At 64.5% G+C, this 15,106-nt stretch carries 15 protein-coding genes; 10 read left to right on the forward strand and 5 right to left on the reverse strand.

Going from position 1 to position 15,106, the window contains the following annotated elements; genetic code table 11:
• Nucleotides 1-241: 241 nt before the first annotated feature.
• Together GSQ90_RS07635 and GSQ90_RS07640 are read left to right on the forward strand one after the other, a co-directional pair.
• Nucleotides 242-610 (forward strand): helix-turn-helix transcriptional regulator, encoded by a 369-nt coding sequence (locus tag GSQ90_RS07635; protein ID WP_158814152.1) that lies wholly within the window; start codon nucleotides 242-244, stop codon nucleotides 608-610.
• Nucleotides 600-1,076: an SRPBCC family protein gene (locus tag GSQ90_RS07640; protein ID WP_158814153.1), complete on the forward strand. Its 477-nt coding sequence runs from the start codon at nucleotides 600-602 to the stop codon at nucleotides 1,074-1,076. Before GSQ90_RS07635 ends, GSQ90_RS07640 begins: the two co-directional genes overlap by 11 nt.
• A gap of 150 nt (nucleotides 1,077-1,226) precedes the next feature.
• Here the strand turns inward: GSQ90_RS07640 and GSQ90_RS07645 are convergent, their stop codons facing one another.
• The 4 genes from GSQ90_RS07645 to GSQ90_RS07660 form a co-directional block, all read right to left on the reverse strand.
• A complete protein-coding gene (locus GSQ90_RS07645; protein WP_158814154.1) occupies nucleotides 1,227-2,339 on the reverse strand; it encodes an ABC transporter substrate-binding protein in 1,113 nt (370 codons plus the stop codon).
• A 99-nt stretch (nucleotides 2,340-2,438) separates the two neighbouring features.
• The gene (locus GSQ90_RS07650) at nucleotides 2,439-3,404 is read right to left on the reverse strand and encodes an SRPBCC family protein (RefSeq protein ID WP_210254843.1); all 966 of its coding nucleotides are present in this window, start codon (nucleotides 3,402-3,404) and stop codon (nucleotides 2,439-2,441) included.
• Nucleotides 3,405-3,433: 29 nt separating this feature from the next.
• Nucleotides 3,434-4,132: a glutathione S-transferase family protein gene (locus GSQ90_RS07655; protein WP_158814155.1), complete on the reverse strand. Its 699-nt coding sequence runs from the start codon at nucleotides 4,130-4,132 to the stop codon at nucleotides 3,434-3,436.
• Entirely contained in the window at nucleotides 4,119-4,475 is a 357-nt protein-coding gene (locus GSQ90_RS07660; protein ID WP_158814156.1) for a helix-turn-helix transcriptional regulator, read from the reverse strand. The genes GSQ90_RS07655 and GSQ90_RS07660 overlap by 14 nt, the downstream gene beginning before the upstream one ends.
• A 215-nt stretch (nucleotides 4,476-4,690) precedes the next feature.
• Between GSQ90_RS07660 and GSQ90_RS07665 the strand changes: the two genes are divergently transcribed.
• The 8 genes from GSQ90_RS07665 to GSQ90_RS07700 all read left to right on the forward strand — a co-directional run bounded on the left by GSQ90_RS07665 (nucleotide 4,691) and on the right by GSQ90_RS07700 (nucleotide 13,046).
• The gene (locus GSQ90_RS07665) at nucleotides 4,691-5,419 is read left to right on the forward strand and encodes a GntR family transcriptional regulator (RefSeq protein ID WP_158814157.1); all 729 of its coding nucleotides are present in this window, start codon (nucleotides 4,691-4,693) and stop codon (nucleotides 5,417-5,419) included.
• Nucleotides 5,420-5,434: 15 nt separating this feature from the next.
• Nucleotides 5,435-6,835, forward strand: coding sequence for a glucuronate isomerase (gene uxaC, locus GSQ90_RS07670; RefSeq protein WP_158814158.1), 1,401 nt, complete (start codon nucleotides 5,435-5,437; stop codon nucleotides 6,833-6,835).
• A gap of 26 nt (nucleotides 6,836-6,861) precedes the next feature.
• Nucleotides 6,862-7,065, forward strand: a complete 204-nt coding sequence (locus GSQ90_RS07675; RefSeq protein WP_158814159.1) for a hypothetical protein — start codon at nucleotides 6,862-6,864, stop codon at nucleotides 7,063-7,065.
• Nucleotides 7,066-7,089: 24 nt separating this feature from the next.
• Complete coding sequence (locus tag GSQ90_RS07680) at nucleotides 7,090-8,280, forward strand: ABC transporter substrate-binding protein (protein WP_158814160.1); 1,191 nt, start codon at nucleotides 7,090-7,092, stop codon at nucleotides 8,278-8,280.
• Nucleotides 8,281-8,283: 3 nt separating this feature from the next.
• A complete protein-coding gene (locus tag GSQ90_RS07685) occupies nucleotides 8,284-9,357 on the forward strand; it encodes an ABC transporter ATP-binding protein (protein ID WP_158814161.1) in 1,074 nt (357 codons plus the stop codon).
• A gap of 4 nt (nucleotides 9,358-9,361) precedes the next feature.
• Nucleotides 9,362-10,228 (forward strand): ABC transporter permease, encoded by an 867-nt coding sequence (locus GSQ90_RS07690; protein WP_246731448.1) that lies wholly within the window; start codon nucleotides 9,362-9,364, stop codon nucleotides 10,226-10,228.
• A 241-nt stretch (nucleotides 10,229-10,469) separates the two neighbouring features.
• Nucleotides 10,470-11,309: an ABC transporter permease gene (locus tag GSQ90_RS07695; RefSeq protein WP_158814163.1), complete on the forward strand. Its 840-nt coding sequence runs from the start codon at nucleotides 10,470-10,472 to the stop codon at nucleotides 11,307-11,309.
• A gap of 126 nt (nucleotides 11,310-11,435) precedes the next feature.
• On the forward strand, nucleotides 11,436-13,046 hold the full coding sequence (locus GSQ90_RS07700; protein WP_158814283.1) for an alpha-amylase family glycosyl hydrolase: 1,611 nt from the start codon (nucleotides 11,436-11,438) through the stop codon (nucleotides 13,044-13,046).
• Here GSQ90_RS07700 and GSQ90_RS07705 read toward each other — a convergent pair.
• Nucleotides 13,043-14,884, reverse strand: coding sequence for a glycoside hydrolase family 15 protein (locus GSQ90_RS07705; RefSeq protein ID WP_158814164.1), 1,842 nt, complete (start codon nucleotides 14,882-14,884; stop codon nucleotides 13,043-13,045). The genes GSQ90_RS07700 and GSQ90_RS07705 overlap by 4 nt on opposite strands.
• Nucleotides 14,885-15,106 lie beyond the last annotated feature (222 nt).

The raw sequence follows: 15,106 nt of genomic DNA on the forward strand, positions 1-15,106 counted from the left end.
CGAAGAGGCCAGGGGAATCGCATTTGAAAAATGAGCTCGCCTGGAAAGGGTTGGACGGATTCTAGGAGAAGGCTCCAAGCGCGGAAAACTCAAGCGAGCCGGATGGGACAATGCTGTCCTCGCTCAAATCCTCACCCCGTTCGCTAATCTTCAAATGCGATAGGCCTGCGGCGCCCCCCTTGACGGGCCTCATTTTCCTATATATTTAAGCATTGTCTTAAATATAAAACGGCTCAGAGACGTGCAGTTATCTCAGGACCTTATCCAGACGTTCGGGGCCCTCGGCGATCCGACTCGGATGGCCATCCTTGGCCGCCTCGCGGCCCGGGGGGAGCTGACCGTGCAGGAGATCGCCGAACCTTTCGCAATGAGCCTGCCGGCGGTGTCGCAGCATCTGAAGGTGCTGGAGCGCGCTGGACTGATTGCGCGCGGGCGCGACGGCCAGAAGCGGCCGTGCTCTTTGCGCGCGGAGCGCCTGGCGGAGGCGACGCGCTGGCTGAATCACACGCGAGAAGCTTGGGAGGCGCGATTCGACCGCCTCGAACGCTTTCTCGCGACAACGGAAACCCCTCAATCGGCAGAAACGAAAGGTGACGACCATGAACGCTGATTCCCGCAAGACCTGGGCGCTCGATCGCGAGATCGTGCTGAGCCGCGTAATCGCCGCGCCGCGCGAACGCGTGTTCCAGGCCTGGTCCGATCCGAAGCAGATCACGCAATGGTTCGGGCCGGATGGCTTCAAGATCGAGAGCCTGGAATGCGACATCCGCGCCGGCGGGCGCTGGCGCTTCGTCTATACCGGACCCGACGGCGCGCGCTATGAGAGCCGCATGGTGTTCCTGCGGATCGAAGCGCCACGGCTGATCGAGATCGAGCACGGTTCCGACAAGGACAACGATCCCACGCGGTTCCACGTCACCGTGACATTCGACGCCCAAAGCGACGGCAAGACCGTGCTCACCCTGCGCCAACTGCACCCGACCAAGGAACAACGCGACGCGACCATCGGCTTCGGCGCGGTGGAGTTCGGCTATCAGACCCTCGGCAAACTCGCGCGTCACCTCGGCGTGAGTTGAGTCCGCGGCGATCGCCTATGAACTCGGTTCCAATCCCTCCCCTTTGTGGGTGTTCAGACCGGGGACATGGGTGACGGCTGTTCGGAGACATAGGTGACGGGTCAGGGATGGTTGGCCTGGGTTCGGAAGTCGGAGGACCTCCGCGCTCTCTCAGCGGGCGTGGAGGATCCGAAAGCGATCGGGTTGCGCCGGATCTCGATCAACGACTTGGATTGGCGCCCAAGCCCACTGCCAAACGCTGATGCCTGGTGTGCGGGAGAATTGGATCCGCCCGCGGGCGCCTTCAACGGCGACGCGCGGCCAGGATTCGGCAATGCGCGCCCGGTCCACGCCGTGAGAACGCAGCACATCGGCGAGGACGGCGATCGTGTCATAGCCCTCGAAGGCGACGAAGGAGGGCGCTTCGGCTAGCCGCTCACGGAGGGCCATCTCGACGCGGGCGCCGAGTGGGCTGAGGCGCTCGGGCCGGTAGCGCAAAAACGGGATCGCAGCGCCGTCGTCGCCCAGCAATGTCGCCCATTCGGCGAACTCCGGTTGCCCGGCCGGAGCGCCAATCATGATCCCGGCGAGGCGCTGGTCGCGGCGGACGGATTTGACGATCGACACTGCCGGCTCCGGGTAGCCGACCAGAAGGAGCAGGGCTGTCGCGCGATTGTCGACGAGTTCGTCGCACAGCGTCGTGGGGGTGAGCGAGCTCATCTCGAGTTCGATGACGGCGCCGCCGCGTGGAGCGAAATAGTCCCGCAGAACGCGGGCTCCAGACGCCCAGTAAACACTCGGCTGGATCGCGACGGCTATTCGACTGTGGCCCGCGCCGAGGAGGAAGTCTGCGTAGATCCGCCAGCCGTGCGACTGCGCCGGGGCGAGGCGCGCGACCCATTTGGTTGGCTGTTCGGTGAGCGCATCGAGAACCGCTGACGAGCAGAGGAACGGCAGGCCGAGGGCGTCGGCCCTGGCGGCGGCGGCGCGAGCGACGACGCTGTGATACTCCCCCGCTAAGGCGGCCACGCTCAGGCGCGCCAATTCATCCACGGCCGCCGCGGCCTTCTGTGGATCAGCGGCAGTGTCTCGGACCAATAGCTCGAGTGGTCTTCCGGCGATCCCGCCAGCGTCATTGACTTCGCAAACCGCCAGCTCGAGGCCGGCGAGCAAATGTCGGCCCGCCTCGGCCCAGCCAGGCCGAGTGAGCGGAACCAGAGCGCCGATGCGGACGGCTGATTTGTCAGTCCGCTCCGCTCCAGGCGGCGATGGCGGCGTATTCATGCGTCGGCGTCTCCCGGCTGACGATTCGGTCGCAGTATGCCCGGATCGCAGAGAGAACGTCAGCGGCGCGGACCATCGGCCAGCGCGCTCCGCCTATTTTCAATCTTTCAGCGATGCGCCCAGCGCATCGAGCAGATATCCCGTGCCGTGCTCGTGCGAACCGGCGTCGTCGTAGCCGTCGAGGAACGCGCCCTGTTCGGCGACCATCAGAACGGTCTTGGCGCCCTTGGCCTTCAATTGCATGGTCGCCAGCGACACCGAGATCTTCTTGTCGCCCATATGCATCTCGTAGGAATAGACCAGCCGCTCATTGGGGATCACATCGTAATAAAGGGCGTCGAAAGTGGAGACGACGCCGCCTTCCCAACGGCCCTTCAGCCGCTCCGTTCCGCCGACGCGCACATCCATGTGGCGCTCCAGCAATTCCCAGCGGCCCGGCGTGCCGCCAAACCACTTCTGCTTGGCGCTCTCGTCGGTCAGCGCCCGCCAAACCCGCGCCACCGGCGCGTCATAGGTGCGCTCGAGGTGGAAAGTCGCATGGACGATGGAGCGGATTCCGGTCTCGGCCCCGCCCTGCATGCGCACGACTTCCTTGTCCAGCTTGTCGAGCGTCATGCGCCAGCCCTCGGGCGCGCCCGCGACCATCGGCGCGGCCATCGACGGATCGGTGAACGTGTAGGTCTGTACGACATCCATCTGGGTGCCGCCGAGCGCATCGGAAAAGTCGACTTCGGTATAGGCGCGAAACAGCGGCTTGCCGGCATTGTCGACGACGCGCATGTCGATCACGAGTCGGCTATGCGGCGTGACTTCAACGAATGCGCCGCGCGTCCAGTGTTCTTCTCCGGTGGGCGCGCGCATGCAGACTTCGAACGGGCCGCCGACGCGCATCTCCACCTTGGCGTCCGGCACGGTATAGGCATCCGGGCAGAACCAGCGCTTGACGTGATCGGCCGAGCTCCAGGCCTTGAACACCGTCTCGCGCCGGGCGTGGAGGACACGGGAAATCTTGAGCGGCGTGGGGTGCTGCATGGGAGCGTTCTTGTTTGCGGCGAGAGTCGGCATGCTTGTCTCCATAAGCTGTAAGGGGCGGGTCAGAAGTCGGGGCTGGTGAATCGCGGGTTCAGCGCCTCGTGGAACGGGAACCAGTGGAAAAACGGCTGCGCCTCGCGGATGGTCCGTCGCGCCGACGGGCGGCCCGTCAGCCTGTCGAAATAGCGGGCGAGCGCCGGATGCGTTTCGCTGAACGGGTGAACCGCCTCGGCATAGAACAAAGCCGGCATGGCGGAGCAATCGGCGAGGGTGAAATCATCGCCCACCGCCCAGGTCTGCGCCGCCATCCGCTTCTCCAGCATCGCATAGGCGGTGTCGAGCGTGGCTCTCGCCTCGTCGACGCCGGCAGGATCTTTCCGATCGTCCGGCCGCATGCGGTCGGTGACCAGTTTTTGCATCGGCGTGTGGACGTAAAGGTCGAAGAAGCGGTCCCAGAGGCGCACGTCGAGCTGCAGCGCCGGCTGCTCGGGGATCAGCCTTACGGAGCCTGGATAATATTGCTGCAGATATTCGATGATGATCGTGGTTTCCGGCACCGCCTTGTCGCGCGCCGCATCATGCAGCAGCGGCATCTTGCCGATCGGCCAGAACCCGGAAAGGGTCGGATGCGCTTTAGGCATGCCTTCGATGAGCGCGCTGCGAAACGGCGTGCCGGTCTCGTAGAGCGCGACCAACACCTTCCAGCAATAGGAGGCCAGCGGGTGCGAATAGAGGGTCAGCGCAGGTTCATTGGTCGGCATTGTCGGCCTCTTCCTCAGCTTTGAGAATTTCCAGATAGTCGCCCAATCGATCGAGGCGATGCTCCCATTCGATGCGCCGGGCGTTGATCCATTGTTCGGCTTGGCTGAGCGCCTGGGGCTCGATCGCGCAGGTGCGCACGCGGCCGGCCTTCTCCGAACGGACGAGGCCCGCCGCCTCCAGCACGCCCAGATGCTGCATCGCCGCGGGCAGCGACATCGGCAGCGGCCGGGCGAGTTCGCTGACCGGCGCCGGACCGCGGCTCAGCCGCTCGACGATCGCCCGGCGCGCCGGATCGGCCAGGGCGTGAAACAGGCGGTCGAGATCGGTCGATTGGTTAAGCATATGCCTAAGTATCAGGGTTCGAACGGTTAGGCAATAGCTTTAGTATTGGGGCGGCCATATTTTTTTGAGGACATTTCCAGGCCGTTCCAACATGGCGAGAGCCGGTCGGCAGTCTTGTGCTGGAAGAGTCGAGGCCCGCCTCGGATCGATTTGCCAATCCCGCGCATGTAATATATTAGTATTTAACAACAACGCGGCCTCGGGAAAACGCCTTCATGAAGTTTCACGCCGAGGACGTGCGCCCTGTGACGACCGCCGCGCGCGTCTACGCCGTGCTGCGGCAGGACATCGTCACGATGCGCGTCAAGCCCGGCGCCATGGTGGTCGAAAAGGACCTCTGCCAGATGTTCGGCGTCAGCCGCACGCCGTTGCGCGAGGCGTTGCTCAGGCTGAGCGAAGAGCAACTCGTCGTCGTCTATCCGCAGACCGGCACTTTTGTTTCGCGCATCGCCGAAGCCGCGGTGCGCGACGCCATGGCGATCCGCCAGGCCCTGGAGCAGGCGGCGGCGCGCTATGCGGCGAGCCGCGCTGAGGATGGCGACATCGAGCGATTGCGCCGCATCCTCGTCCGCCAGAAGGCGCATGCCGCCGTCGGCGCGCTCGATGAATTCCACGAGGCCGATGAGGCGCTGCATCAGGCGATCGCCGAAATCGCGCGCCATCCCAACATCTGGCGGGTGGTCAAGCGCGAGAAGGCGCAGATCGACCGGTTCCGCCTCCTCACTTTGCCTTTGCCGGCGCGCGCGGGAATTGTGATCGCTGAACATGAGGCGATCGTCGAGGCGATCGCCGCGCACGATCCCGGCGCGGCCGAGGCGGCGATGCAGGCCCATCTTGAAAGCGTGCTGCCCGTCTTCGAAGAAATTCGCCGCGCCCATCCCGACCTGTTCGAACCCGAAACCTTGTCCGATGCGCCGCGCCCGCGCCGCGCCGCTGCGTCCTGATCGCGAGAGACGACTATGCTGCATGACGATCGCCTGTTTCCCGCCAATACCGCGACCCGCGTCATCGCGCGCCGCCTTTATGACGAGGTGCGCCATCTCCCGATCATTTCGCCGCACGGCCATACCGATCCGCGCTGGTTCGCCGAGAACCAGCCTTTCGCCGATCCCGCCCAATTGTTCGTGACGCCCGATCATTACGTCTTCCGCATGCTCTACAGCCAGGGCGTCGCGCTCGAAGATCTGGGCGTGCCGCGCGCCGATGGCGCTCCCGTCGAGACCGATCCGCGCAAGGTCTGGCGTCTGTTCGCGCAGCATTATCATTTGTTCGCGGGCACGCCGACGCGCCTGTGGCTCGACCACGCCTTCGAGACCCTGTTCGGTCTTGAAGGCCGTCTCGGCGCCGAGAATGCCGATCGCTATTACCAAGTCATCGCCGACGCATTGCCGCGGCCCGAATTTCGCCCGCGCGCTTTGTTCGAGAGATTCAACATCGAAGTTCTCGCGACGACCGAAAGTCCGCTCGACGATTTGCGCTGGCACAGGATGATCCGCGATTCCGGCTGGGGCGGACGGGTCGTCACGACCTATCGACCCGATTCCGTCGTCGATCCGCATTTCCCCGGGTTTCGCGACAATGTCGCGCGTTTGGGCGCCATCGCGAACGAGGATGCGACAACCTGGGCCGGCTATCTCGCCGCGCATCGCAAGCGCCGCGCCTTTTTCAAAGAGCATGGCGCGACGGCGACCGATCACGGTCATCCGAGCGCGGCGACTGCCGACCTGACGCCCGCCGCCGCGGAGGCTCTGTTCGCGCGCGTCCTCGCCGGCGACGCCTCGGACGCCGACGCCGAATTATTTCGTGCGCAAATGCTGACCGAAATGGCGGCGATGAGCTTCGACGATGGTCTCGTCATGCAGATCCATCCGGGCTCGTTCCGCAACCACAATCCGCTCGTGCATCGACAGTTCGGCCGCGACAAGGGCGCCGACATTCCGACATCCACCGATTATGTGCATGCGCTCAAGCCTCTGCTCGACCGCTTCGGCAACGAGCGCGCGCTGACGATCATCCTGTTCACGCTCGACGAGACCGCCTATTCGCGCGAACTTGCGCCGCTCGCTGGCCATTATCCCGCATTGCGGCTCGGGCCGCCCTGGTGGTTCTTCGATTCGGTCGCCGGCATGCGTCGCTTCCGCGATCTTGCGACCGAGACCGCGGGCTTCGCCAATACCGTCGGCTTCAACGACGACACGCGCGCCTTTCCCTCGATTCCCGCCCGTCACGATGTGGCGCGCCGCGTCGATTGCGCCGCGCTCGCCGAACTCGTCGCGACGCATCAGCTTGACGAGGATGAAGCGCAGGAACTGGCGCATGATCTTGCCTACCGGCTCGCCAAATCGGCGTATCGTTTGTGAAGCCGGCAACAAGGCGATGCCTAGGAATGAACGCATCATGGGAGACGCAGACAGCTAACACCCTTCCATCCGTCATGGCCGGGCTCGTCCCGGCCATCCACGCCGTGATGCCGCCGCAAGCCTGCCGAGAGTACATGCAACGTCCCGGCGTGGATGGCCGGGACAAGCCCGGCCATGACGGCGGAGGAGCCCTAGACGCCTATGCGAACAAGCCCGGCCATGACGGCTGAGGACAGAATCAAGGGGAGAGAGACATGACGACATCCGATTGGAGCCGGCGCGGTTTCGCCAAGGCCGGCCTTGGCCTTGTCGGCGCCGCCGCTTTCGCGGGGGCCGCGCGTGCGCAGGCGGCGCCGAAATCGCCGGTGAGTCTCGCCATCGTCGATGTCGCGGGCAATCTGGCGCTGACCAAGCCGGCCATCGAGGATTACGCCGCCGCCAATCCCAAACTGGTTTCGCATGTCGCCTTCAGCCAGGCGCCGGCGCCCGAACTGCCGGCCAAGATCAAGGCGCAGCAGGGCGCCAATCGCGTCGATATCGATCTCGTGCTGACCGGCACGGATGCGCTCGCCGCGGGCATCCAGGAAAAGCTGTGGATCGAGCTGCTGCCCGCCCATCAGGCCGATCTGCCCGATCTCGCCGCCATCTATCAGCCCGCCGCCAACAACATGCAGAGCCTCGCGCAAGGGCAGGGCGTCTGCGTGACCTATTATCCCTCGGGTCCGCTGTTCGAATATATGCCCGACCGCGTGAAAAAGGCGCCGGCCACTGCCGACGAACTGCTCGCCTATTCCAAAGAAAACAAGAACCGTTTTCTCTATGCGCGTCCCGCCAATTCCGGCCCCGGCCGCACCTTGCTGATGGGACTGCCCTATATCCTGGGCGATGCCGACCCCAAGGATCCGGTGAAGGGCTGGGACAAGACCTGGGCCTTTCTCGCCGCGCTTGGCGAGAACATCGAATATTACCCCTCCGGCACCGGCATCACGATGAAGGAACTGGGCGACGGCACGCGCGATATGATCGCGGCGACCACCGGTTGGGACATCAACCCGCGCGCGCTCGGCATCGTGCCCAAGGAAGCGCAGGTCGTCGCATTGCAGGGGCTGCACTGGGTCGGCGACGCTCATTACATGTGCGTGCCAAAAGGTCTGCCGGACGACCGGCTCGCCGTGGTTCTCGACCTCATGCGCTTCATGCTGCGGCCCAAGAGCCAGGCCTATGCTTATGACAAGGGTTATTTCTATCCCGGCCCCGCGGTAAAGGATGTGACGCTCGCCATGGCGCCGCAGGCGAGCCAGGACGTGATCAAGGAATTCGGCCGCCCCGAATATGAAGCGATGATCGCGAGCCATCCGATCGAGCTGCCGCTCGACGCCGCCAGCATGGTGACCGCGTTCAAGCTCTGGGATCAGCGGATCGGCGCCGCCAAGAGCAAGGGCTGAGCGATGGCGCGCGCGGCAAGCTTTGGCGAATTGCGGTTCGACAGGATCAGCCGGTCCTTCGGAACGGTCGATGCGCTGCGCGATGTGACGCTGACGATCCGCAAGGGCGAGTTCATCGCCTTGCTTGGCCCCTCCGGCTGCGGCAAATCGACGACGCTGAACATCCTCGCCGGTCTTCTGCCGGCGACCGGTGGCGGCATCTGGCTCGACGAGCGCCGCATCGACACGCTGCGGCCCGAAGAGCGCGGCTTTGGCATGGTGTTCCAGAACTATGCTCTGTTTCCGCATATGAACGTGCGCCGCAACATCGGCTTCGGGCTCGCCATGCGCCATGTCTCGCGCGCCGAGATCGCAAGGCGCACGCAGGAAGCGATCGCGCTCGTGCGTCTCGAAGGCCATGCGGACAAACTGCCGGGCCAGCTTTCGGGCGGCCAGCAACAGCGCGTCGCCATCGCCCGCGCCATCGTCATCGAACCGCCCCTGGTGCTGATGGACGAACCCTTGTCCAATCTCGACGCCAAGCTGCGCCTCGAAATGCGCGCCGAAATCCGCCGTATCCACATGAGTCTCGGGGCGACGACGATCTATGTCACCCATGATCAGGAAGAGGCTTTGTCGCTCGCCGACCGCATCGTCGTGATGCAGGCGGGCGACGTGCGGCAAGTCGGCACGCCCGACGATCTCTATGCGCGGCCCGCCAGCCTCGACGTCGCCGAATTCATGGGCTTCCGCAATCGTCTGTCGGGCGAAATCGTCGAAAGCGACGGGGCCGGCGCGTCTGTGCGCGTCGGCGCGGCGCTGCTGCGCGGCGTCGCCGCTTCGCCCCTGGCCAAAGGGGCGCGCGCGACGCTCGTCATGCGCACCGCCGATCTCGCGCCCGCGCCGCCGGACGCTTCGACGGTCCCGGCGATCGTGACGGCGGGCGAATTTCGCGGCGACGGCTTTGTCTGTTCGGGGGCAAGCGAGAGCGGCGCCGAACTCTGGTTCACATCGCCGACCCGCCTCGCCATCGGCGAGGCCGTGCATTTACGCATCGATCCCGCCCGCGCGAGGCTCTACCCCGCTGATGGAGCCTGACCGCTTGGCGATCGCGTCCTCCACCCGCGCGCCCTTCGACCGTGTCACCCTGCTGGCGGCGCCGGCGGTGCTGATCCTGTGCGCGCTGTTTCTCTATCCCTTCGTCTACGGCCTGTGGCTGTCCTTCGCGCCCGCGGCCGGCGGCGCGCTGGCGAATTATCATAAATTCTTCGCCGATCCCTTCCTCTATGGAACGATCGCCACGACGCTATGGCTCGCCTTGCCGGTCACCATCCTCAACCTTGTGCTGGCCGTGCCGGTCGCGATGCGCGTGCGGCTCATGCACAGCCAGCGCCTGCTGACGACGATCCTGGTGCTGCCGATCACGCTCGGCGTCGTGCTGATCGCGCAGGGGCTGCTCACCTATCTCGGACCGCAAGGCTGGTTCAACCGCGCGCTGATGACGCTCGGGCTCGTAAGCCATCCCGTCCGGCTGGTGCATGATTATTGGGGCGTTTTCCTGTCGCTGTTCATCACCGGCTTTCCCTTCACGTTTCTGCTCACCTTGTCGCATGTCAGCGGCATCGATCCGGCGCTCGAACAGGCGGCGGCGACGCTGGGCGCCAATGCGCGGCAGAGGTTTTTTCGCGTCATCCTGCCGCTGCTGGCGCCCGGCCTTGCGATCGCCTTCTGCCTGTCTTTCGTGCAGGCGTTTTCGGTGTTTCCCTCGGCGATCCTGCTGGGCGCGCCGGCGGGGCCGACCCGCGTCATTTCGATCGCCGCCTATCAGGCCGCCTTCGAGGATTTCGACTATTCCATGGCCTCGGCGATTGCGATGATCATGGGCGGCGTGCAACTCGCCATCATCGCCGCGGTGCTCGGCCTGCGCGGCCTCGCCTATCGCGGTCCGGCTGGCGGAGGGAAGGGTTGATGGCCTGCTTCGGCAAAATTGACGAGACGTTGGGATTCCCTCCCCTCTTGTGGGGGAGGGTTAGGGAGGGGGGTCGCGCCGCCCTATCTCGACTTGGGTCGAGGCCTTTATTTGATAGGTCAGCGCGACCCCCCATCCGGCCTTCGGCCACCTTCCCACCGCAAACGCGAAAGCGTTTGTCGGGACACAAGGGGGGAAGGGAAACCCCAGCGCCCCTCAGCTATCATGACGCAGGCCGCTGATGCGACAGGGGCGGACGCTCTCCTCGCGCCTGTGGGCCGCTGCGATCTGGCTGCTGGTCGGGGTCTTTGTCCTCAATCTGCTGGCGGTCATCGCGACGGTGATCGTGAGTTCCTTGGCGACGCGCTGGCTCGGGACCTGGCTGCCCGCCGGCTGGACCGCGCAATGGTATGCGTCCGCCTGGAGCGAATTTCAGCTCGCCGACGTGCTGACGACGACTTTCGAAGTCGCCTTCCTCGTCGTGCTGATTTCCGGCCTGGTCGGCGCGCCAGCCGCCTATGCCCTGGCGCGCCGCGAATTTCCCGGCAAGAGGCTCGTCATGCTGCTGTTGCTGACGCCCTTGCTCGCGCCGCCCATCACCTACGGCATTCCGCTGGCGACTGTGCTCTACAGCGCGGGCTTCGCCGGCAAACTATCGGGCGTCGTGATGGCCAATCTCGTGCCTTCCGTGCCCTTCGTCGTGCTGGTGTTGATCCCTTTCGTCGAACAGATCGATCCGAAGATTGAGCAGGCCGCGCGCGTCTTCGGCGCCGGCACGTCCCGCTTGTTCTGGCACATCCTGACGCCGCTGCTCGCGCCGGGCGTTTTGGCCGCGCTCTTGCTTGTGCTGGTGCGCACGCTCGCAATGTTCGAACTGACCTTCCTGACATCGGGTCCGGACAGCCAGACGCTGGTGGTGGCGCTTTATTACGCGGTCTTCGCCGCCGGCGTTCGCCCCGAACAATCGATCAACGCCATGGCGGTCATTTTCATGCTGACCTCGATGGTCTGGCTGTTCATCGCGCTGCGTTTCGTCAATCCGACGCAGATTGTGGCGCGTGCGCGCAAGACGGCCGCGTGAGCGCGCGCCCTTTGATCCGCCGCGGGTTCTTGCTATTCGCCCAAAGGGGAACGTCAATCGCCTGTTGCGCGTTTATCGCGTAATCAGATGCGTAATCGCGAGGACGACAATGGCGCGCAGACAATCATGACCGTCTCCAACGTTTCCAGCACCCCGCCGTCGCTCTGGTGGCGAAGCGGGGCGATCTATCAGATCTATCCACGTTCGTTTCAGGACAGCGACGGCGATGGCGTCGGCGATCTCGAAGGGATCATCGCCCGGCTCGACTATGTCGCCGATCTCGGCGTCGACGCGATCTGGATATCGCCCGTCTTCCCCTCGCCGATGGCCGATTTCGGCTATGACGTCTCCGACTATGTCGCGATCGACCCGATGTTTGGCAGTCTTGCAACCTTCGATCGGGTGGTCAGCGAAGCGCATCGCCGCGGCCTGAAAGTCATCCTCGATTACGTGCCTAACCATACTTCCGATCGCCATCCCTGGTTTATCGAGAGCCGGTCGTCCCGCGATAATCCAAAGCGCGATTGGTATGTCTGGCGCGATGCGAAGCCTGATGGCGCGGCGCCGACCAATTGGGTCTCCGAATTTGGCGGCGGCGCATGGAGCTGGGACGCCCCGACCGCACAATTCTATTATCACGCGTTCCTTCGCGAGCAGCCGGACCTCAATTGGCGCAATCCGGAAGTCGTCGCCGCGATGCATGACGTGCTGCGTTTCTGGCTCGCGCGCGGCGTCGACGGATTTCGCGTCGACGCCGTCCACCATCTCATTGAGGATGCGGACCTCACCGACGATCCGCCCAATCCCCTCTGGCGCGAGGGCATGGCGCCAGCGCGCCGTTTCCTGCGCCTGCACAGCATGGACCGGCCGGAGGTCCATGACGCCATCGCCGGGATGCGCGCGGTCGTCGACGAATATGGCGGCGACCGGCTGCTGATCGGCGAGGCCTATCTGCCGCTCGACCGACTGGTCCTCTATTACGGCGGCGATCTCAAAGGCTTCCACCTTCCCTTCAATTTCCACCTGATCACGACGCCCTGGAATCCAACCGCCATCACGGCGCTCGTCGACGCCTATGAAGCGAAACTGCCGCATGGCGCATGGCCCAATTGGGTGCTGGGCAATCATGATCGTTCGCGTCTGGCGTCTCGCATCGGGGATGATCAGGCGCGCGTCGCGGCGATGCTGCTGCTGACGCTGCGGGGAACGCCCACCCTCTATCAAGGCGATGAGATCGGCATGGGCGATGTGCCGATACCGGCCGACCGGATTCAGGACCCCTGGGAGAAAAATGTGCCGGGGCTTGGATTGGGCCGCGATCCCGTGCGCACGCCGATGCAATGGGACGCCTCGGACAATGCCGGCTTCAGTTCCGCCGAGCCCTGGCTGCCGCTAAGCCGAGATTTCGCCGAGGTGAATGTCGCGGCGCAAAGCGCGGCGCCGGGTTCGATCCTGTCTCTCTATCGCGCGCTGCTTGCCTTGCGCCGCGCCGAGCCAGCGCTCAGCCTGGGGGACTATGCGCCGCTGATCGCAACGGAGGAGGTCCTGGCCTATGAGCGCCGGTTTGGGCCGCGCCGATTGCTGATCGTTCTCAATCTGACCGGTCGGCCGGCGCGGATCGAAGCGCCGCATAGTCGCGTCTTGCTGTCGACGGGCTCGCGCCGCCTCGGCGAAGAGATCGCCGGAACAATGGCGATCGCGCCGAACGAAGGATTCATTGCTGAATTCGCGCCCTAGCGGTCCGCATCGGCCAAGGGAAGGGTTGACGTTGTTTCTCCCTCGCTCCCGGCGGAGCGCTGATGCGCCGGACCGCTGGCGCTCACGAGGTTATGGGCCGTATTGATCAAGGCCAGGTGCGACAGCGCCTGCGGAAAATTGCCTAATTGCCGCTTGCCGGACGCATCATATTGCTCCGCCAGCAGGCCGACGTCGTTGCGCAGCGACAGCAGCCGTTCAAACAAGGCGCGCGCTTCGTCATAGCGGCCTTGCAGGACATAATTGTCGGCGAGCCAGAAGCTGCAGGCCAGAAATGAACCCTCGCCGGGGGGCAGGCCATCGACAGGAATGCCGGTGTCGTAGCGGAGCACGAAGCCGCCGCGGATGAGATTGCGCTCGATCGCCGCGACCGTGCCGCGCACGCGCGGGTCGTCGGGCGGCAGGAAGCCGACCATCGCGATCAACAACAGGCTCGCATCAAGCGCGCTCGACCCATACGACTGAACGAAGGAGTTCTGGATGGGATCGAAGCCTCGTTCGCAGACTTGCCGGTGAATGGCGTCGCGAATGGCGCGCCAGCGATCTAGCGGCCCCTCCAGGCCGAATTCCTCAGCCGAGCGCACGACGCGGTCGAAGGCGACCCAGGACATGACCTTGGAATGGGTGAAATGCTTGCGGCCGCCGCGAACCTCCCAGATGCCGTCGTCGGGTTGCTCCCAGATCGTCTCGAGATGGGCGATCAGCGCGCATTCCAGCCCCCAGCTCGCTTCCTCCGCGGCGAGGCCCGCCTTCCGCGCGACATAAAGAGCGTCAAGCACTTCGCCATAGACATCGAGCTGGATCTGGCCTGCCGCCGCATTGCCGATGCGCACCGGAGCGGACCCTTCATAGCCGGACAACCAGGGCACTTCATATTCCGTCAGACGCCGTTCGCCCGCCACCCCATACATGATCTGTAAATCGTCCGGATTGCCCGCGGCGGCGCGCAACAGCCATTCGCGCCACGCTTGGGCTTCGCCCAGAAAGCCCGCGCCGATGAGGGCGTAAAGGGTGAAAGTGGCGTCGCGAAGCCAGCAGAATCGGTAATCCCAATTGCGCGACCCGCCCAGTTTTTCCGGCAGCGAGGTTGTGCCGGCCGCGACGATCCCGCCCGTTTCCCAATGCGTGAGGGACTTCAGGGTCAGCAAAGATCGAAGCACTGCGTCGGACCATTCGGCAGGGGGGTTGAATGGCGTGGTCCATTCCAACCAGAAGGACTCGACCTGCTCGAGCGCCTCGGCGCCTTGCAATGGCGAAGGCAGGGGACGAAACGACGGCGACCAGCTCAGAATGAAGCTGATCTCCTCTCCGGCGCTGACGTCGAACTCTCCTACAGTGCGCCAGTCCTCGCCCCGAAGGGGAACCGTCGTATCGAGCAAAAGCCTGTCGGGGCCGGCGGTGAACTCGAGCCGCCCGTCCTCCTGGCGCGATACCCAGGGCATGACGGAGCCATAGTCGAACCGCACGACAAGCTCGACGCCCATCGACACCCTGCCGCGCAATCCTCTGACCAGGCGGATGAGATCCGAGACCCCATCGCGGCGGCCGATGAAATCGATGACGGAAACGGCGCCGTCTTCGGTCTCAAAATCGGTTTCCAGAACCAGCGTGTCGCCCCGATAACGCCGCGTCACACGCGCCTCGTTCCCGGTCGGCGCGATCAGCCAGCGCCCGTTATGCGGATTTCCCAGCAGCGCCGAGAAACAAGCGGCGCTGTCAAATCGCGGCAGCCCCAGCCAGTCGATGGAGCCGTCGCGCCCAACCAGCGCGATGGTCTCGCAATTGCCGATGACGGCATAATCTTCGATACGGCTCGGCATGGGGCCTCGTATGTTTGTTGATCCGGGAACAGGGCGATCTCGACGGGAATCGTCGGGTGGGGGCGATGCGGGGCGGCGCGCGAAAACGCTTCGGCCATTAACGAATTCAAAGCCCGTTTGATCCCAGGATTCCGCCGAAATCATGAGCGGCCGCTTGACGCGCCAAGCGCGCTCCCAGCCGCGCTAACCTAAAAATAGATAATTTTTGTCAACCCTTCATTA

The organism is Methylocapsa sp. S129 (assembly GCF_009765995.1).
In the GTDB taxonomy this organism is placed as follows: domain Bacteria; phylum Pseudomonadota; class Alphaproteobacteria; order Rhizobiales; family Beijerinckiaceae; genus Roseiarcus.